The sequence below is a fragment of the Pseudoalteromonas maricaloris genome, assembly GCF_024746855.1.
In the GTDB taxonomy this organism is placed as follows: domain Bacteria; phylum Pseudomonadota; class Gammaproteobacteria; order Enterobacterales; family Alteromonadaceae; genus Pseudoalteromonas; species Pseudoalteromonas maricaloris.
Window position 1 is genome coordinate 3,489,639 of sequence record NZ_CP024625.1, and the last position, 18,414, is coordinate 3,508,052.

The window sequence follows — 18,414 nt, forward strand, 5'->3', positions numbered from 1 at the left end:
GTAAGGCGGATTAAACTGTAGTGCGTATTGGTCCATACCAACTTGAAAACAATCTTATCGTAGCACCAATGGCTGGGATCACCGACAGACCGTTTCGACAACTGTGTCGACGTCTAGGTGCTGGGCTTGCGGTATCAGAAATGTTGTCTTCAAATCCAAAAGTGTGGAAAACCGATAAGTCGCAAAATCGCATGGATCACAGCGGTGAATCGGGCATTCGCTCGGTACAAATCGCAGGAGCAGATCCTGAGTTGATGGCGCAAGCAGCACAATTTAATGTCGCAAACGGTGCGCAGATCATAGATATCAATATGGGCTGCCCCGCTAAGAAAGTGAACAAGAAGCTTGCAGGCTCAGCATTGTTGCAATATCCAGAGTTGGTTGACGAAATCGTAACCGCTGTGGTTGCTGCCGTTGACGTACCTGTGTCGTTAAAAATCCGTACAGGATGGGACACAGACAATCGTAATGGTGTTGAGATTGCTCGCATAGCTGAACGTCGAGGCATTGCTTCGCTAGCCGTGCATGGCCGTACAAGAGCATGTATGTATAAGGGCGAAGCTGAATACGCCACGATCAGAGAAATTAAACGTTCAGTATCTATTCCTGTGATAGCAAACGGTGACATTACGTCTCCTGAAAAAGCGAAACAGGTGCTGGAATACACGGGCGCAGATGCCATTATGATTGGTCGAGCCGCCCAAGGTCGTCCTTGGATTTTCCGAGAAATAGACCATTATTTGCAAACCGGTGAACATTTGCCAGAACCTGAAATAGCAGAGGTTCGAGCAATATTGATGGAGCACTTAGTAAATCTTCATCAATTCTATGGTGAGCCAATGGGAGCGCGCATCGCACGCAAGCATGTATCTTGGTATTTGCAGGCCCATGACCAAGAAGGTCAATTTAGGCGAGTATTCAATGCCTTGGAGACGCCAGAAGCGCAAATCGAGGCATTAGAAGACTATTTTGAAACATTAGGGTGAATGAATTTATTCATCCTTCAGGCTAACTAAGAAAGAGACATAACGATGTTCGAACAAAATGTGACTTCTCCATTTATTACTAACGCTCATGTTCAGTCACAAGAGAAACCGCAACCTTTGCGCGATGCAGTTAAAAAAGCTGTACATCACTACCTAAAGCAGCTTAATGGTCAAGACGTACAAGACGTTTATGAGTTAGTTCTTTCTGAGCTTGAAGCACCTCTACTTGAAGAGGTTATGACTTATACTCGTGGTAACCAAACTCGTGCAGCGATCCTTTTAGGCATTAACCGTGGCACACTTCGCAAGAAGCTAAAAAAATACGGCATGAACTAAGCACTGCTAGTAAAATTTAGTTGATAAAAAAGCACCTTCGGGTGCTTTTTTATTGTTTAAAATTCAGCATCTAGCGGACATTTATCCTTTTCATATCGCACTTTTCTCATGTTTATCTCGCCTTTTAACATCGTCATCTTAACAATAATGCGCTAAAATACCGGCTTTCTAAGCTAGCCCTTAACTAATCATTGAGGAAACCTGAACCATCATGGATATACATCGTCCAATTCGTCGCGCCCTACTAAGCGTGTCAGATAAAACCGGTATCGTTGAATTCGCCACAGCACTTGCAGCTCAAGGCGTAGAAATTTTGTCAACTGGCGGTACTTGCAAACTACTTGCAGACAACGGCATTAAAGTAACAGAAGTATCTGATTACACTGGCCACCCAGAAATCATGGATGGTCGCGTTAAAACGCTTCACCCAAAAGTGCACGGCGGTATCTTAGGACGTCGCGGTCAAGACGAAGACGTCATGACTGAAAACAATATTTCTGCAATCGATATGGTAGTAGTCAACTTATACCCCTTCGCACAAACTGTTGCGAAAGCTGACTGTAGCCTAGAAGATGCAATCGAAAATATCGATATTGGTGGTCCAACTATGGTTCGTGCTGCGGCTAAGAACCACAAAGACGTGACCATTGTTGTAAATGCGAATGACTACAGCCGCGTCATTGAAGAAATGAAGGCGAACTCTGGCTCTACAACATACAAGACGCGTTTCGACCTTGCTATTGCGGCCTATGAGCATACCGCACAGTATGACGGCATGATTGCCAACTACTTCGGTAAAATGGTTCCGGATTATACGGAAGAAGCAGCAGAGGAAACCAAATTCCCTCGCACTATCAATATGCAATTCACTAAGAAGCAAGATATGCGCTACGGTGAAAACTCGCATCAAGACGCTGCTTTCTATGTTGAAAACAACATTGAAGAAGCATCCGTCGCGACAGCTAAACAACTTCAAGGTAAGGCGCTGTCTTATAACAATATCGCTGATACCGATGCAGCACTTGAGTGTGTTAAAGAGTTTGATAAGCCGGCTTGTGTTATCGTAAAACACGCAAACCCTTGTGGTGTTGCGGTAGATGAAAACATTCTTGCCGCCTATGACCGCGCATTTAAGACCGACCCAACTTCTGCCTTCGGTGGTATCATCGCCTTTAACCGAGAGCTAGACGGCGACACGGCGGAAGCCATCGTAGCGCGTCAGTTTGTTGAAGTTATCATCGCACCTAGCGTATCAGAAGAAGCCGCACAAATCGTTGCTGCGAAGCAAAATGTACGTTTACTAGAATGTGGTCAGTGGTCAAACAAAACCACAGGTACTGATATTAAACGTGTTAATGGCGGTATCTTAGTACAAGATCGTGATCAAGGTATGGTTGGTTTGGACGACCTTAAGGTGGTTTCAAAACGTCAACCTACAGAGCAAGAACTAAAAGATCTACTGTTCTGCTGGAAAGTCGCTAAATTTGTTAAGTCCAACGCAATTGTTTACGCCCGTGATGGCATGACTATTGGTGTGGGCGCAGGCCAAATGAGCCGCGTATACTCTGCAAAAATCGCAGGGATCAAAGCCGCGGACGAGAGCCTAGAAGTTCCGGGTTCTGTGATGGCTTCTGATGCGTTCTTCCCATTCCGTGATGGCATTGATGCCGCTGCAGCTGCGGGTATCACCGCGGTTATCCAGCCGGGTGGTTCAATGCGTGATGAAGAGGTGATTGCCGCCGCTGATGAAGCGGGAATGGCAATGGTGTTTACCGGCATGCGCCACTTCCGTCATTAATCAATAAAGCGCGAAACTTATGAGTTTCGCGCTTTTTGTTTCAGCTAATTTCCAGTATTCTGGCTACAGCATAATCATAACAGAATGAAGGAAGCTAACGATGAATCTAGGTATGAAATCTCTTATCGCTGCTGCAGTATTTACTACTTTAGTGGGCTGTAACGCGACAGAATCTAACTCCAGCCAAGCAGTACCAAGCGCGATTGCAAAAGCCGTTGCTAGCGACAATCGAGCTGAGAACAATAGAGCCCGAGACCAGTATCGCCACCCAAGTGAAACGCTTGCTTTTTTTGGCATTGAGCCATCAATGACCGTGGTAGAAATTGCACCAGGTGGTGGTTGGTATAGCGAGATTTTAGCGCCGCTGGTTAAAGGTCAAGGCACCTATTATGCAGCGCACTTCCCTGCTGATTCAGATGTTGGCTACTATCAACGCTCATTAAAAGGCTACAAAGAAAAAGTAGCAACCAACCCAGACTATAGTGAAGTAAAGATCACGGAATTTGCACCAGTGACGCACAGTAATATTGCGCCACAAGGCAGTGCAGACGTGGTACTTACCTTCCGTAACGTGCATAACTGGTACATGGGTAAAGGGGATGAGGGTGTACTTAGCGCGTTCAACGCGTTTAATAAGGCACTGAAACCTGGTGGCATTTTAGGTGTTGTTGAACACCGTCTGCCTGAGCATCGCCAACTTGAGGATCAAAAGTCGTCAGGTTATATGAAGCAAAGTTATGTTATTGATATCGCCAAGCAAGCTGGGTTTGAATTAGTTGCAAGCAGCGACATTAACGCCAACCCGCTAGACAGCGCCAATCATCCAAAAGGCGTCTGGACTCTGCCACCTCGCTTAGCGCTAGGTGATGAAAAAGCAGCGCAATATAAAGCGATTGGGGAAAGCGACCGCATGACCTTAAAATTCAAAAAGCTTTAATAGGAAAATTTCGCCATGAATGTACTAGTCATTGGCAGCGGTGGACGTGAGCATGCGCTTGCGTTCAAAGCCGCACAAAACCCATCTGTAAAAACGGTTTTTGTAGCACCTGGTAACGCAGGTACTGCGCTTGAGCCTAAACTCGAAAACGTGGCTATCGGCGTTGAAGATATCGATACCTTAGTCGTCTTTGCTAAAGAAAACAATGTGCAATTAACCATTGTTGGCCCTGAAGCGCCACTGGTTATCGGTGTAGTTGACCGTTTCCGTGAAGAAGGCTTAGCTATTTTTGGACCTACTCAAGCGGCAGCACAGTTGGAAGGTTCAAAGTCGTTTACTAAAGACTTTTTAGCACGTCACGATATTCCAACAGCGGCTTATCAAACGTTTGAAGAAATTGAGCCTGCGCTTGCCTACTTGAAAGCGCAAGGGGCACCTATCGTCGTTAAGGCTGATGGTCTTGCTGCTGGTAAAGGGGTTATCGTCGCAATGACCGAAGCGGAAGCGGAAGAAGCTATCCGCGATATGCTTGCGGGGAATGCTTTTGGCGAAGCGGGCAGCCGTGTGGTTATTGAAGAGTTTTTAGAAGGTGAAGAAGCCTCTTTCATCGTCATGGTTGACGGCAAAAATGTACTTCCTTTTGCCACCAGCCAAGATCACAAACGTGCATACGATGGTGATAAAGGCCCAAATACAGGTGGTATGGGTGCATACTCTCCAGCTCCTGTAGTCACACCAGATATTCATGACCGCATCATGGCCGAAGTGATCAATCCAACGGTTGAAGGTATGGCGAAAGAAGGTCACCCTTATACAGGTTTCCTATACGCTGGTTTGATGATCACAGCAGACGGCACACCAAAAGTTATCGAGTATAACTGCCGCTTTGGCGACCCAGAAACACAACCTATCATGTTACGCCTTCAGTCTGATTTAGTTGAGCTGATTGAAGCGGCAAACCGAGAAGAGCTTGATCAAACATCGATTGAATTCGATCCGCGAGCTGCCGTTGGTGTTGTGCTTGCAGCTAGTGGCTACCCAGGCAACTATCCTAAAGGTGACGCTATCTCAGGTCTTCAGGTGAACTATCCTGAAGGTGAAAAAGTGTTCCATGCTGGTACTAAACAAGATGGCGAGCATGTAGTCACCGCTGGTGGTCGAGTATTATGTGCAACGGCCCTTGGCCACACGGTAACCGAAGCGCAAAAACGCGCCTACTCTCTAGTGAAAGACATTCACTGGGATGGTGTAGAGTACCGCACAGATATCGCATATCGTGCAATCGCACGCGAAAGCTAATTCACATTAAGCTTTGCAAGGCCAGCCCGACGCTGGCCTTTTTCATTTTTACACACTGCGTTTCTAAGTTTGTAATGGTATCCTACCCTTTTATGAGCATTTTTAGGGGCAAAGATGCAAGTACAAGGTACACTCAGCAAGTTAAAGTCAGCGCTTGTTGAACCTATTCAATATCAATTACCCGTGGGTGATAACTTAGTATCACTCAATGACTACTTTGGTAAATCTGTCACCCTTACCTTCACTGGCAATATATTTTGCAGTAGCTGTGGTAAAAAAACCAAAAAGAGCTATTCGCAAGGCCACTGTTTCGTGTGCATGAGAAAACTCGCGAGCTGCGACATGTGCATTATGAAGCCAGAGACCTGCCACTATGATCAAGGCACCTGTCGTGAACCCCAATGGGGCGAAGAGAACTGTATGATCCCGCACTATGTGTATTTGGCCAATACCTCAGGCCTTAAAGTTGGGATCACTCGTCATACGCAGATCCCAACACGTTGGATAGATCAAGGCGCAACGCAAGCACTGCCGATTTTTAAGGTGCAGACCCGTCACCAGTCAGGATTAGTGGAAGTGGCACTGGCTCAGTTTATTGCCGATAAGACTAACTGGCGCAATATGCTCAAAGGCATCAATCCTGAAATAGACCTCAAAGCAGAAGCTGCTAAGCTTATTCCCGAGATCCAAGCAAAGCTCGACGAACTTGCTGAACTCTTTGGTGCAACCGCCATTGAAGTGCTGGACGAAGAAGTGGTTGATCTCACTTTCCCTGTAGAGCAGCACCCGAGTAAAATCAGCTCGTTTAACTTTGATAAAGACCCTGTAGTATCAGGCGTGCTTGAAGGGATCAAAGGCCAATATCTTATTTTTGATAATGGCGTGATCAATATCCGTAAGTTTACTTCTTACGAAATTACCTTCTCTGACGAATAAAATGCATGCCAATCGTCTTCTGTAAGTGGCTTACAGAAGACGTAACCTTGGATTGTATGACAACCAAGCTTGCGCAGGTAACGTTTCTGTACAGGCTTTTCTACGCCCTCAGCTACAACTTGCAGGTTGAGCGCCTTAGCCATCGCCACAATTGCTGAAACAATTTCGCTGTTGCCATATTCATCGGGCACCTTAGCAATAAAACTAGCATCTATTTTTAGGATATCGATGGGCAGTTTAGCCAAGTAACTGAGCGCAGAATACCCGGTACCAAAGTCATCAATCGCCAGTTTTACACCCAGCTCCTTGAGTTTTTTCAAGGTGTACTTAGCCTCAAGCAGATTACCGATAAAGCTATTTTCAGTAAGCTCAAGCTCAAGATACTTGCCGTCGACGTTGTGCTTCTTTAATGCCTGCGCAACACATTGATACAGGTCACCTTGAGTGACATGTGACGCCGAGATATTAATCGCCAAGCGCCTAATCTCAACACCTGCGCGTTGCCATTTAGCCAAGTGCTGACAGGCTTTATCTATTACCCACTGATCTAAGCGAATAATAAGCCCAAGCTCCTCAGCAAGTGGAATAAATTGAGCCGGTGAGATCATCCCAAGATTTGGGTCACGCCAGCGCAGTAAACACTCAACACTGGAAATACGACTGCTGGTTAAGCACTGCAAGGGTTGAAAATGCAGTTCAAACTCATCATTTTCTAAGGCATTCTGAAAACGACTTAGCATGGATAAACGCTCAAATGAGCGTGCATTCATCGAAGCTTCGAATAACTGAAAGGAGTTGCGCCCTACTTCTTTGGAGCGATACATAGCAACATCGGCGTGTTTAAGCAATGTTTCCGTGTCATGACCATCTTCGGGATAAATAGCAGCCCCCATTGAGGCCGTTGCAGCCACCTGCATATCACCAAGTTGAAAGGGGCTCGATAGTGCCATCAACATTTGGTCAGCAAACTCAATGACCTCCGACATGCCATTCACTTCGCTCAGTAGCACAACAAATTCGTCGCCACCAAGTCGCGCTAAGGTGTCACCTTCGTTCAGAATAGACTTTATCCGCTCGCTAACCTGTACCAATAACTCATCTCCGGCGCTGTGGCCAAGAGAGTCATTCACTTCCTTAAAGCGGTCTAAATCTATAAACATCACACTGAGTTTTTGCTTGTAGCGGTGCGCTGATGCCAATGCCATAGAGAGTCTGTCGTAAAATAAGCGGCGATTAGGCAGCCCAGTCAATTCATCAAAATAGGCTAAGCGAGCAATTTTTTCTTCAGCATTTTTACGCTCCGTAATGTCACTAAAAATGGCTGCGTAGAGCATGTCGTCACTGTACGGCTCTCTGATCTCAATAATCGTAAGCCATTCAACATAAATCTCACCGCTCTTTTTACGATTGCAGATCTCGCCCTGCCACACACCTGTTTCTCTGAGCGTTTGCCACATGCTCTGATAATAGCATTCATCATGTAGCCCAGAGCTCAATATGCTTGGGTTTTTCCCTAGTACTTCGTAATCTTTGTAGCCGGTAAGCGCACTAAACGCTGGGTTGATCTGGATTATTTCACCTGAACTTTTGGTGATCATAATGCCATCGAGAGAAGCATCAATGATGCGGTTAGCTAGATAAAGATTCTTCTCCGATTTTTGCAGTGCAATATCACGTTGTACTAGGACTTTTTCCAGTTCGCTACAATACGCAGTTTCAATTTCAGTCAGAACATTTTTGAGCGCCAATAACCCTATCACTTGTTGCGAGTCTGGGGAAGTCACTACCAAATGACGAATGGAGTTTACCGTCATCAGCCGATAAGCATCGAATAGGCTGTCTTTTGGCGTCATGGAGAGCATCGGATAGCTGGCTAATTGCCAGCAAGGCTGACGCCAATCAGGATTGAGAATAATATACGCAATATCACGCTGAGTAATAATGCCATACTCATTTAATTCACGGTTATACACCAGCACAGCGGTAAGCTTAAGCTCACGCATATTATTGATAACATCAGAGACGCAGTCTTCACTGTCTAAAATCACAATGCTCGAGTCAAAGTGTTGCTCAATTGGTCTAAAATGCAAATAATGGTCGAGCCCTTGACTGCGCACAATATCGGATAAAGAGACCACACCACAAGGTAGATTATCCGAGTCCACCACGAGTAAGTGACGGATCCCTAGTTGGTGGAACTTGACCGTCGCCTCACTCAAGGTTTTATCAATTTGAATTTTTTGCACCGGTGTAGTCATCACTTCCCGGATCGACACCTGGGCAAAGTCAGGATCGTTAAAGTTGAGTTTAACGCAATCCGACTCAGTCCAGATACCAATAATGTCATCGGCACGGGTAATAAAGATCGAGCTCACTCTGCTCGCTCGCATTTGCGCAACCGCATCATATAGACTGGTTTGCTCATCGCAACATAACAAGCTATTGGTAAATACTTCTTTGATCTGTAACTGACGTGAATCACCAACCATAAGCACACTCTCGCAATATTATTCCAATTTGAAGTATACTGGGCGACACTTTTGATAACTTGACCAAGAACAAATTATGGCGATAAAAACCTATCCTTTATTGCTGGTATTAGACCAAAGTATAGAGTTTATCGAAGATGAAAAAGCACTTAGAGATGCAACACATCTGCTCGATGATGCGTCACTCAAGCGGTTAATTCTAGTATACCCAAACGATTGCTGCAGCAACGTACACGGTGCGCCCGTGCAGTGTATTGATTTGAAATATTTAACCGAATTAGTGCAACAATATCTCGTTGACGAAGGCCAGTGTTGCGTGAGCAAAATCCAACTGAGCACTACTCAGCAGGCTTTTGATTTATTAAGTCTAAGCTAACCGGCTTCAACCAACGCTTTGATATGTGTCACGGCGCTGCGGCCTAAAGAAGAAAGATCATAGCCCCCTTCTAAGTAGGAAATAATCCCCAAACAGTCCGATGAGTTTGCAAACTCAACCACTTGCTCAGTAAACCACTGGTAATCTTGTTCAACAAACTTGAGCCCACCCATATCATCCTCTAAATGACCATCAAACCCTGCACTGATAAAAATGAGCTGAGGTTTAAATGATTGCAGCTTAGGTAACCATTGCTGCTCCACCAAGGCTTTTAAGTCTGTACCGTCCGCTCCCGCACTCAAAGGGGAATTGATAAGTGTTTGATGATTCTCAATCGCGGTATTTGGATAAAAAGGGTGTTGGAATAAAGAGCAAAGTAACACGCTATGATCGTCTTTGAAAATATCTTGTGTGCCATTACCATGATGTACATCGATGTCCAATATAGCCACCCGCTCTACGCCCTTTGTCTTGGCATAAGCGGCAGCAATGGCAACATTATTAAAGACACAAAATCCCGATGAAGTACTTTGATTGGCGTGGTGCCCAGGAGGTCTAACAGAACAAAATGCAGCATCAAGTTTACCTGCAACTACTTCGTCCACCGCGAGTATTCCTGCGCCGACAGCGTGTTCAATCGCTTTCATAGAATCAGGACAAAGCCAAGTGTCGCCGTCTAACTCGGTTAACCCTTCATTAGGGATTTTATCCATTACTTCTTTGATCATGGCTTGATCATGAACCAATGCATAGTGTGAGATATCGGCTTTCAGCGCCGTTTTGTGCTCAATGGCGATATCCAGTCCAGACGCTAGCAACCGGTCTGATATCGCATCTAACCTCGCAGGACACTCAGGATGTTCCTCGGTCATTTTATGCTTGCGGCAATATGGATGAGTAATAATTGCAGTACGCATAACGAATATACATCCTATGTTAGTTTGCGACATGGTTGATTTAAGTAGCTATCCTTTCACTATATCAAAGCCACATAGTTGTGGCTTTGATACTTTGGTATATCCTAATGCTGGATTTCTTTCGCCTTTAAATCCAAGTTATGGAAATCGAAACTAAAGTCGGTTATTTCCGGATTAACAAATTCCATTGCAGCAGACTCAACCCGTTGTGATTTATCCATCACAAAATTGATGTAAGCATCTGCTTCAAGTAATGGCTCATCCCACCGTACCACAAAGGTGTTACCGGTTAGGTGCTCAAGCTTCCCTTTTAAGCGCTTCGTGTGCGTAAAATCAATGCGCAGTTCCTTACCGAGCTTTTCCACTACCACATCGCCATACCAAGCGCTATTTAGTGTTCCCGTGTAGTTGTTTAATGGTAAAGCGGGCTGTGGTTTTGCAACTTCGATTATCCCAGCTTTGGCATATTTTTCTTGTTGCGCCTTGAAGTAATCATCGGCGATGATCTGCACCCAGTCTTTATCTTCTAGGCCAAGCGCATCTTCAAACACTTCATTAATAATCGCGGAAAGTGCGGGGTATTTTTGTTGGTTTGATAAGACCACCACCCCCAATTTTTTCTCTGGGATCATCGCCACTTGCGACACCATACCTAAAATCCCACCGCCGTGACCTACCTTTTTATAACCAAAGTAGTCTTCTACCGCCCAGCCAAGGCCGTACCCTCTAAACTGCTGGTGGTATACTTCTGCGGCTTTTGCTGCGGGAATACGCGTAATGTGTGGATGCCACATTTGCACTTGTTGCTCTTGGCTAAATAGCTGCTCGCCAGAAGGTAAGCGACCACCTTCAAGCTGAGTTTGTAACCACTTGGTCATGTCATCCACGTTAGACGCAATAGCGCCAGCACCACGGAAATCTTCTAGGTAGTTAACAAAGAACGGTGTAAGTTTGCCATCCATCGGAATATGGCCAGTCGCCCAATTACTATTGTTAGCCGGGATCCGAGAGAATCCAGCCTTTGAGTCATCCATATCCAACTTGGTAAACATTTCCTGCTCAACAAAATCGCGCCAATCTTTACCACTAACTCGGCTTACGACTTCTCCTGCAACAACAAACATCAAATTGTTATAGGCGTAATGACTACGGAAACTTGAATCCGGTTTGAGATGTGAAATACCTGCCAGCAATTCAGTCATGGTTTTATCAGTATCAGGCCAGATCATAAGGTCACCCGCCCCAAGACCCAATCCGCTTCGATGACTTAATAAATCGCGGATCGTCATCTCTTGAGTAACATAACTATCGTAAAGCTTAAATTCTGGAATGTATTTGGTGACTTTGTCATCCCAACTCAGTTTGCCTTGATCTATCAACATCGCCAGCGCTGCTGCCGTAAATGCTTTGGTGTTAGATGCAATACCAAACAAGGTATCCGCATTGACCTTGGCTGGCTTATTTAAATGCGTCACTCCGAAGCCCTTGATCATCACAACCTTACCATCTTCTACGATACCAATTGCCAAACCTGGAATATTAAACTTTGTCATTGCACTTTTTACCGCAGCTTCAACATCCTGTTGATTTACTGCCGCGCTTGCCTGTGCACTAAGAAAACTCGCAGCAACTAGGCCTGAGGTTAATAGCCATTGTTTTATTTTCATTATTTTTCCTTGGTTTTTTGCCACAACCAATCATGATGTTACCAGTCAAGCTTTGAGATTTAACTTCGTAATATCACATTGATAGATGGCTAATTCTTGTTGTTGTCTGTCACTATTATTATCTGTAACGTGTGCTTGCGCCGAAATTGCCTGTAAATAGCTGGTCGGAAACTGATGCTCCTTTGCCCCGGCCAACACATGATGTACGTACCAATCGAAAGGTAATTGATGTTCCACAAAGGTGTTAGCAATATAGCACCAGGCGTCCACCATACCGCCATCTAGCCTTTCAACTGGCAAGCAATGACAGCTGTAACGCTCCCCTTCAATGTCATCCAAACGCGCTTTTTCTTGCTCATCCAACGCATACAAAACGCCATAAACATGGCTATTTGCCTTAGTGCTCGGCGTAATACTGCACTTGGCTGAACCATCGGTGCTCAACATATCAAAAGTCAGCCGATAGCCATGCAATTTTCCCACTCCAAGTAGCTTCGCTTGTGGTAAGCGAGCGAGCAGGCGTGCGGTCGACATATTTGAACCAAAACTAAAGTTAATAATGTTTTTGTCACACATTAGATCACCAATCTTACTGCAAGCAGTAACATGATCACACCGATCCCGCGATCAAACCAATGTCCTGCACGACGAAAAAATTGTCTTACCGTTGTTTTTGATAAAACTAAAGATAAAAACGAAAACCAAGCCCAGGTAGCCAACGCCATATAAACACCGTAAAACAACTGCACACTTCTTGGTGTGGTTGGCTCAATCACTAAGGTAAAAAGCGATAAGAAGAACAGCGTTGCTTTAGGATTTAAGGCATTGACCAAAAAACCTCGTTTTAATGCAGTCCAATTAGACTCAGTAACAGCGTGTTCAGTGATATTTTCTTGCTCTGAATTGGGTTTTGCATACCGCAACGCTTGGACACCAAGGTAAGTGAGGTAAAGCGCGGCTAAGTATTTTACTGCTGTGAACAAGGTTTCAGATTGAGATAGCAGTAACGCAACTCCCAATAAGCAATAACTGACATGTACTAAAATACCAAGGCCAACCCCAAAACTTGTCCAAAGGGCGTTTGCTCTACCCTGCTGTACACTTTGTTTAAGCACTATCGCAAAATCGGGACCGGGACTTGCGACAGCAAAAAAATGTGCCAGCGCAATTAAAATAAACTCATCAAGATAAACGAGCATGTGCATGCTCCTGTAAGGCCAGTAAATCACCACGCTCTGAGTTATCCATTAGAGTATTAATTTGCTTTTTCGCCTTTTTATACTGACTTACAAGATGTGACTTAAGATGCTTATGACCATCTTTCACCCCTTTAAAATGACATACTAGGGCATGCACAAAAACACTCTGCTGCTCCGTCAGTGCAGCTTTTCGGTTGGCATATTGGTTGTAGCAAGAACCACATCCTCCCCTAAAGTGATATACGGTATTAGACACCATGACCCCAAAACCAAAAAAGCTCGCCAGCACATCACAAGCCGCGTCTAATTGCGCTTCCCCACCTGGAGGTAACACGCCACGCTGTAAAATTAAAATTTTTGCCATAACACCTGCGTAACTGGCGATCAGATCTTGAGGCTGATTTATTTGATTGGGATTATAAGAAATCAAAATAGGCGCAGCCGCTTCAGCGATGACCGCTTGCTCACCGCGCCAACGCCCTGCAATGTTTAACTTAGTCATGCTGGTCGACGCGAGCATGCGTTCAGGCGCAACCAAAGTGATTGGCCACTGTTGTAATCCCGCATAGGACTTTACTCGGGAGAAAACCACTGCCGCCATCTCTTCAATACTGGATACCGGCTCAGGAAAACAACTGGGAGTCGGAGTAATGATCTGCGTTTCATTTAAAAAGTACTCGCCATCAAAATGCTCAAATGCCCAGACAAAGGTATCAATTAACCATTGGGTTTCTTCATCGCTAAGCAAAGGTGAGACTTTAAATAAGGACAGCATGCTAATAATTCACTCTTTTCTGGAATAACCCCTGATAAATAGCATAAACTCTGAGCCTAATGCAAAAACATGGAGTTTCACATGCCACACTTTATTCTCGAACACTCAGCTAATTTGCCAATTGACACTGAGGCATTAGTATCACAGGTGCAGCAATTTGCCTGTGCAAGTGGCTTGTTTGATCCAACTTCCGTCAAAACCCGTGCTGTTGCTTTTGAGCATTTTCAGTTAGGTGATGGCAAACAAGGATTTATTCACCTACAGATCCATATGATGGCTGGTAGAACATTAGAGCAAAAACAAATACTCACGGAAGGTGCTCTAAAGCTTTTGCTCGCAAAGGTCGGGGAGCATTTTGCTCTCAGTGTCCATTGCTATGATTTATTATCCGATATTTACCGCAAAAACTAATTTATTATTCGAGTTATTTAGCTATGAAATTTCCATGTAGATTGGAGAAATTTTTGAGCCACGTTGCAGAGATGCCGCGCAGCAAGGTCAAAATTAATATTAAAAAAGGTCTAGTTACCGTTAATGGCAATGTCGTCAAAAAAGGCGATATCCAAGTCACCCCAGCAGACCACATTACTTTCGATGGCAATCGCCTAGAGTATTTGGGTTTACGCTACTATATGCTAAACAAACCGCAAGGTTATGTATGTGCAAATAGTGATGAATTGCACCCTACAGTATTCGATTTAATCGAAGAACCTAACTTAAAAGATTTTCATGTTGCAGGTAGACTGGACATCGATACGACGGGTTTGGTTCTGCTCACTAACGATGGTGATTGGTCTCATCAAATCACCTCGCCAAAGAAACAAAAGTTTAAAACTTATGTACTAGAAAGTCGTGACGAACTCACTGAAGAAGCGCTAACACAGCTTGAGCAAGGCGTTGAGTTACATGGTGAAAGGCAAGCAACCCTGCCAGCAAAAGCGGAGCTTATTGATAAATTCGCACTACGCTTATCTATTTGCGAAGGAAAATATCACCAAGTAAAGCGCATGCTTGCCGCAGTTGGCAACCAAGTAGTTGAACTCCATAGAGAAAACATTGCAGGAATCGAACTTGATCCAACCCTTGCTGAGGGGGAATATCGCCCGTTAACTGATGAAGAAATAAGCATAATTAATGCAAATTAGTCGTCACCCTTAGGTAGTATGAGTAAATATCATCTCAAAATAACCCGCATAGGGCATTAACCTACTTACAAACTCCCCCTAAACATGCTAAATCATGTAATGAGAGTATTTTTAGGGGGCGATCCTGTGTTTTCTAGTTTCACATTAAAAGCAAAAATAATTACCTTTGCCGCCGCAATATTTGTTTCATTACTTGCCGTTGCCTTTGTAGGTCTTCAAGCTCTACGCCATGCCAGTGAAAGCGATAATATTGCGCGTATCAACCAATTAATGAAAAGCACCGTTAATATTGTTAAACAGTTTGAGCACTTTGCAGAGCAAGGAAAACTGACTGAGCAACAAGCAAAAGAGATGGCAATTCAAGTTTTAAGAGAAAATAAATATCATGACTCTGAGTATGTGTATGTTGTTAATGATAAAATGGACTTCGTAGCAACACCTCATGACCCCCAACTACATAACACCAGCTTTAATGACTTTGAAGATGCTGACGGCAAAAGCATAGGCAGCATGGTAAAGCGTTTAGTCGGTAACCAATTTGATCGGATCATTACCTACAATTGGACCTCATTACGAAATGGAGAAGTTGTCGACCTGACCTCAGTGGTTCAAAAAACCCCAGGGTTTGGCTGGTATGTCGGCACTGGTATTAGTTATAAAGAAGTGAACGAGCGCTATTGGGACACCGCAATCTGGTTAGTTGCACTTTCTTTAGTGGTTGCCGTTGCATTAACCACCGCACTTGCGCGGTTTGGCCTGTCTTTGAATAACAAACTTGGTGCGGAAATCAATGATGTGCTCGAAATAGTAAAGCATGTTTCAAGAGGAAACCTGACTACACCAATCAATACTGCTGACTGTCAAGATTATAGTATTCTCGCAGCTATGGCCTATATGCAAGGCGGACTAAGAGGTGTAGTTGAAGGACTTAAGGAAGCAACCAAGGCGCTACAAAACCAAACATCAGACAGCGAGGTACGATCAGTAGAACTTGAGAATCTAACTCGTAGTTTAAATGCAGAAACTCAAATGGTGGCTTCAGCAATTACCGAGCTCACAGCATCAGCACAAACCGTAGTCGAACATGCCGAGCAAGCTGCAGATTCAGTTCAAGAGGCTGAAAAGCAAGGTAATGCAGCCGACAAACTGACAGCTCAAGCAGCGACTGAAATTGCATTATTAGAGCAACAAATTGACAGCGCTGGTAATAACATTCAAGTGCTAGATGAAGAAGTATCTAATATCGCCAATGTACTTACCGTAATCCAATCTATCGCCGAGCAAACCAATTTACTGGCTCTCAATGCTGCGATAGAGGCAGCACGAGCTGGAGAGCAAGGACGAGGCTTTGCTGTCGTAGCGGACGAGGTCAGACAGCTTGCTCAGCGCACTCAAAGCAGTACAGAAGAGATCCGTACCATGATCACTAAACTGCAAAGTGCGACTCAAGATGCGAAGGCTTCGGTAAGCTTGAGTATTGCAACAAGTGAAAAGACAGTAAGTATGTCGTCTAAAGCATCCCAAGCGCTTGTGCAAGTCGCCGATTCTTTAAAATCTATATCGCAAATGAGTCATCAAATAGCTCAAGCAGCCAAAGAACAGTTGGATGCAGGTGAAGATACAGCTAAACGCGTCGTTATTATTTCTGATACCGCTTCGCAAACGGCTAGCGTCTCAGAAAAAGCACATAAAGCAACCGATACGATTAAATCATTATCCGGAAATCTAGAGCTTGAGATGGCTAAATTCAAGGTGTGAAAAATTAATTTTATCTTTACTTTTCAGACCATTAGAATAGTGTAAATATATCTAAACTATTATTTTAAAATTTTCTTTAATTTTTCATTCACCTTGTGTTTATTTGGTGTTAAGTTTGTACCTGTCGGGAGTGTCGGTTGAGTAGTCTGGCACGGCTCTCCTGAAGTTGTGAGAATCACAATAAAAGATAAATCCAATACAATTTGATCACTTGGTATTCAAGTGTGTTCAATAAGGACTATGATAATGCAAAAGCTAAATTTGAAAGAATGCAAAAAAGTTTCTGGTGGCGGTATTTTTGAACCTGAATTTCCACAACAAAAAAGCCAAGAGTCTCAAAAGAAAGACTAAGTTTTAGATTGTCAAAATGAAAAAGAACTTTTCAATAAGAGATCTACTTCTTCCTTACGCTGTTATCGGAGTAGGTCTTTTTGTACTATATGATATTAGGTATCACTTCTTTTTAATTTACATTATGACGATCTCTGCAATTTTGGTGGTGGGGATTCGGCTGAAAGACATTAACATTTCCACTTTAGCTATTCTGGTTGCAATTCCTTTTTCTCTCGAAGTCATTGTTTTTTCATCCGGATTAATTAGCTTATCTTCAACCGAAAGCAGTCGCTTACTCCAAAATAGCATTATTTTTGGCGTACATTTTTTAATAAATTTATCAGTTGTCTTCCCTTTAACGCATCGAGTTGAATTAACTAAAAAGCTTTTTCCTAAGGCAAAAGTGAGATTTACCTTCGCAGATTCCATCTTACCTTGGTTGGCAATTTTAGGGGTATTTATGAGTTTTGCAGGACTTGTTGAAAACTATTTAAGACATGCTAAAGGTGTAAACAGTACTATCTTCTTCTACAGTTTTGACGTTAGTGGCTACATTATTTACGCTTCCAATTGTGGCGTCCTACTTGTTTTAACTGCCTTAACGTATAAAGAGGAATACGACTATGCGCTGCCAAGCTTACGCAAAAAGCGTTAATCTTCTGTAAAATACGGATTCACCAAGTTTATAGTTGCGCTTGTAAACTGTTTATCTAAACCATACTTTTGTTTTAAAGTTTGTAACTCTCCAGACTCTTGAAGTTTGGCAAGCCCTTCTTCCAAAGCCTTTGCCAGCGCTTGCTTGTCTTTATTTACAAAGAAGTAAAAGGCGGTTGAATACGATAGATGAAAATCAGGTACGATCATGAGGTTCTCGTTATTTTGTGCGATTAACTCTGAATTTGCCTCAATCACCGAGCGTGGAAAATAATCCGCTTTCTTATCCGCAATCAAATTAAACATAGTTTGATAATCAGAAATCGGTCTGACCTTAAGGCCGTTATAGCTTAGAATTTTGGTATCAGGCCAATCGTGCCCCTGAACTGCGGTAAAACGCTTTAATTCGTTAAGTGACCGAACTGCTTTTATGGCTGGATAAATATCTTTATGAACAATCAGCACACGTTTACCAATAAGTCCATCATACAAGGGGACCTTAATAGGAATAGCAATTTGCTCACGAGCAGGACTGGTCATCGACCAATGTAAATCAACCTTACCTCGGCTTAGTGCCATTAGCGTGCGCTGTTGATGAGGGTGGATTTTGATGTGTTCAATTTGAGCTGAGTACTTAGCAGCCGCCAGCGCCTTTTCTAGTAATTCGTAAAGATAAAGATCGCGATCGTACAAGGTTCGCGCTTCTTTCGCGACATAGATTAAATCGGGGGTTTGCGCCGCTATGCAAGCACTTTGAAACACCAGAGCAGAGATAATTACACTCAACTTTAACTTCATCGCACAACCCT

General features: G+C 43.8%; 18 protein-coding genes. 11 read left to right on the forward strand and 7 right to left on the reverse strand.

Going from position 1 to position 18,414, the window contains the following annotated elements; genetic code table 11:
* Window positions 1-20: 20 nt before the first annotated feature.
* From dusB to CTT31_RS15520, 6 genes are all read left to right on the forward strand, one after another.
* On the forward strand, window positions 21-986 hold the full coding sequence (gene dusB / locus CTT31_RS15495) for a tRNA dihydrouridine synthase DusB (RefSeq protein ID WP_211858644.1): 966 nt from the start codon (window positions 21-23) through the stop codon (window positions 984-986).
* A gap of 45 nt (window positions 987-1,031) precedes the next feature.
* On the forward strand, window positions 1,032-1,322 hold the full coding sequence (fis, locus tag CTT31_RS15500) for a DNA-binding transcriptional regulator Fis (RefSeq protein WP_010374122.1): 291 nt from the start codon (window positions 1,032-1,034) through the stop codon (window positions 1,320-1,322).
* Between the two features lie 211 nt (window positions 1,323-1,533).
* A complete protein-coding gene (purH, locus tag CTT31_RS15505) occupies window positions 1,534-3,120 on the forward strand; it encodes a bifunctional phosphoribosylaminoimidazolecarboxamide formyltransferase/IMP cyclohydrolase (protein ID WP_260491546.1) in 1,587 nt (528 codons plus the stop codon).
* A 100-nt stretch (window positions 3,121-3,220) separates the two neighbouring features.
* Window positions 3,221-4,057 (forward strand): class I SAM-dependent methyltransferase, encoded by an 837-nt coding sequence (locus tag CTT31_RS15510; RefSeq protein ID WP_260491547.1) that lies wholly within the window; start codon window positions 3,221-3,223, stop codon window positions 4,055-4,057.
* A 15-nt stretch (window positions 4,058-4,072) separates the two neighbouring features.
* Entirely contained in the window at window positions 4,073-5,356 is a 1,284-nt protein-coding gene (gene purD / locus CTT31_RS15515) for a phosphoribosylamine--glycine ligase (RefSeq protein ID WP_260491548.1), read from the forward strand.
* 114 nt (window positions 5,357-5,470) lie between these two features.
* Window positions 5,471-6,292 (forward strand): DUF2797 domain-containing protein, encoded by an 822-nt coding sequence (locus tag CTT31_RS15520; RefSeq protein WP_130127015.1) that lies wholly within the window; start codon window positions 5,471-5,473, stop codon window positions 6,290-6,292.
* On the opposite strand, the gene CTT31_RS15525 is transcribed toward CTT31_RS15520, so the two are convergent.
* On the reverse strand, window positions 6,265-8,781 hold the full coding sequence (locus CTT31_RS15525; protein WP_211858648.1) for an EAL domain-containing protein: 2,517 nt from the start codon (window positions 8,779-8,781) through the stop codon (window positions 6,265-6,267). The two genes, CTT31_RS15520 and CTT31_RS15525, sit on opposite strands and share 28 nt — an antisense overlap.
* A 76-nt stretch (window positions 8,782-8,857) precedes the next feature.
* On the opposite strand from CTT31_RS15525, the gene CTT31_RS15530 reads away from it, so the two are divergent.
* On the forward strand, window positions 8,858-9,157 hold the full coding sequence (locus tag CTT31_RS15530; protein WP_211858649.1) for a DUF4144 family protein: 300 nt from the start codon (window positions 8,858-8,860) through the stop codon (window positions 9,155-9,157).
* Here CTT31_RS15530 and CTT31_RS15535 read toward each other — a convergent pair.
* The 5 genes from CTT31_RS15535 to CTT31_RS15555 form a co-directional block, all read right to left on the reverse strand.
* Entirely contained in the window at window positions 9,154-10,074 is a 921-nt protein-coding gene (locus CTT31_RS15535; RefSeq protein ID WP_260491549.1) for a histone deacetylase family protein, read from the reverse strand. The two genes, CTT31_RS15530 and CTT31_RS15535, sit on opposite strands and share 4 nt — an antisense overlap.
* Window positions 10,075-10,178: 104 nt before the next feature.
* Entirely contained in the window at window positions 10,179-11,741 is a 1,563-nt protein-coding gene (locus CTT31_RS15540; RefSeq protein ID WP_260491550.1) for a serine hydrolase, read from the reverse strand.
* A gap of 45 nt (window positions 11,742-11,786) precedes the next feature.
* Complete coding sequence (locus CTT31_RS15545) at window positions 11,787-12,317, reverse strand: gamma-glutamylcyclotransferase family protein (protein WP_260491551.1); 531 nt, start codon at window positions 12,315-12,317, stop codon at window positions 11,787-11,789.
* A complete protein-coding gene (locus CTT31_RS15550) occupies window positions 12,317-12,940 on the reverse strand; it encodes a LysE family translocator (RefSeq protein WP_260491552.1) in 624 nt (207 codons plus the stop codon). The genes CTT31_RS15545 and CTT31_RS15550 overlap by 1 nt, the downstream gene beginning before the upstream one ends.
* Entirely contained in the window at window positions 12,924-13,715 is a 792-nt protein-coding gene (locus CTT31_RS15555; protein ID WP_211858654.1) for a hypothetical protein, read from the reverse strand. Before CTT31_RS15555 ends, CTT31_RS15550 begins: the two co-directional genes overlap by 17 nt.
* 81 nt (window positions 13,716-13,796) lie before the next feature.
* Here CTT31_RS15555 and CTT31_RS15560 point away from each other — a divergent pair, with 81 nt between their 5' ends.
* From CTT31_RS15560 to CTT31_RS15575, 4 genes are all read left to right on the forward strand, one after another.
* On the forward strand, window positions 13,797-14,126 hold the full coding sequence (locus tag CTT31_RS15560; protein ID WP_211858655.1) for a 5-carboxymethyl-2-hydroxymuconate Delta-isomerase: 330 nt from the start codon (window positions 13,797-13,799) through the stop codon (window positions 14,124-14,126).
* Between the two features lie 23 nt (window positions 14,127-14,149).
* Window positions 14,150-14,860 (forward strand): 16S rRNA pseudouridine(516) synthase RsuA, encoded by a 711-nt coding sequence (gene rsuA, locus CTT31_RS15565; RefSeq protein WP_039492725.1) that lies wholly within the window; start codon window positions 14,150-14,152, stop codon window positions 14,858-14,860.
* A 99-nt stretch (window positions 14,861-14,959) separates the two neighbouring features.
* Complete coding sequence (locus tag CTT31_RS15570; protein WP_260491553.1) at window positions 14,960-16,618, forward strand: methyl-accepting chemotaxis protein; 1,659 nt, start codon at window positions 14,960-14,962, stop codon at window positions 16,616-16,618.
* A 367-nt stretch (window positions 16,619-16,985) separates the two neighbouring features.
* Entirely contained in the window at window positions 16,986-17,606 is a 621-nt protein-coding gene (locus CTT31_RS15575; protein WP_223193778.1) for a hypothetical protein, read from the forward strand.
* On the opposite strand, the gene CTT31_RS15580 is transcribed toward CTT31_RS15575, so the two are convergent.
* Window positions 17,603-18,403, reverse strand: a complete 801-nt coding sequence (locus CTT31_RS15580; protein WP_211858657.1) for a substrate-binding periplasmic protein — start codon at window positions 18,401-18,403, stop codon at window positions 17,603-17,605. The two genes, CTT31_RS15575 and CTT31_RS15580, sit on opposite strands and share 4 nt — an antisense overlap.
* Between the last annotated feature and the right edge of the window lie 11 nt (window positions 18,404-18,414).

Excerpts from the sequence above, each read along its gene's own strand:
- fis (WP_010374122.1), top strand. The coding sequence starts at position 1,032 with ATGTTCGAACAAAATGTGACTTCTCCATTTATTACTAACGCTCATGTT.
- purH (WP_260491546.1), top strand. The coding sequence starts at position 1,534 with ATGGATATACATCGTCCAATTCGTCGCGCCCTACTAAGCGTGTCAGAT.
- CTT31_RS15510 (WP_260491547.1), top strand. The coding sequence starts at position 3,221 with ATGAATCTAGGTATGAAATCTCTTATCGCTGCTGCAGTATTTACTACT.
- purD (WP_260491548.1), top strand. The coding sequence starts at position 4,073 with ATGAATGTACTAGTCATTGGCAGCGGTGGACGTGAGCATGCGCTTGCG.
- CTT31_RS15520 (WP_130127015.1), top strand. The coding sequence starts at position 5,471 with ATGCAAGTACAAGGTACACTCAGCAAGTTAAAGTCAGCGCTTGTTGAA.
- CTT31_RS15525 (WP_211858648.1), bottom strand. The coding sequence starts at position 8,781 with ATGGTTGGTGATTCACGTCAGTTACAGATCAAAGAAGTATTTACCAAT.
- CTT31_RS15530 (WP_211858649.1), top strand. The coding sequence starts at position 8,858 with ATGGCGATAAAAACCTATCCTTTATTGCTGGTATTAGACCAAAGTATA.
- CTT31_RS15535 (WP_260491549.1), bottom strand. The coding sequence starts at position 10,074 with ATGCGTACTGCAATTATTACTCATCCATATTGCCGCAAGCATAAAATG.
- CTT31_RS15540 (WP_260491550.1), bottom strand. The coding sequence starts at position 11,741 with ATGAAAATAAAACAATGGCTATTAACCTCAGGCCTAGTTGCTGCGAGT.
- CTT31_RS15545 (WP_260491551.1), bottom strand. The coding sequence starts at position 12,317 with ATGTGTGACAAAAACATTATTAACTTTAGTTTTGGTTCAAATATGTCG.
- CTT31_RS15550 (WP_260491552.1), bottom strand. The coding sequence starts at position 12,940 with ATGCTCGTTTATCTTGATGAGTTTATTTTAATTGCGCTGGCACATTTT.
- CTT31_RS15555 (WP_211858654.1), bottom strand. The coding sequence starts at position 13,715 with ATGCTGTCCTTATTTAAAGTCTCACCTTTGCTTAGCGATGAAGAAACC.
- CTT31_RS15560 (WP_211858655.1), top strand. The coding sequence starts at position 13,797 with ATGCCACACTTTATTCTCGAACACTCAGCTAATTTGCCAATTGACACT.
- rsuA (WP_039492725.1), top strand. The coding sequence starts at position 14,150 with ATGAAATTTCCATGTAGATTGGAGAAATTTTTGAGCCACGTTGCAGAG.
- CTT31_RS15570 (WP_260491553.1), top strand. The coding sequence starts at position 14,960 with ATGAGAGTATTTTTAGGGGGCGATCCTGTGTTTTCTAGTTTCACATTA.
- CTT31_RS15575 (WP_223193778.1), top strand. The coding sequence starts at position 16,986 with ATGAAAAAGAACTTTTCAATAAGAGATCTACTTCTTCCTTACGCTGTT.
- CTT31_RS15580 (WP_211858657.1), bottom strand. The coding sequence starts at position 18,403 with ATGAAGTTAAAGTTGAGTGTAATTATCTCTGCTCTGGTGTTTCAAAGT.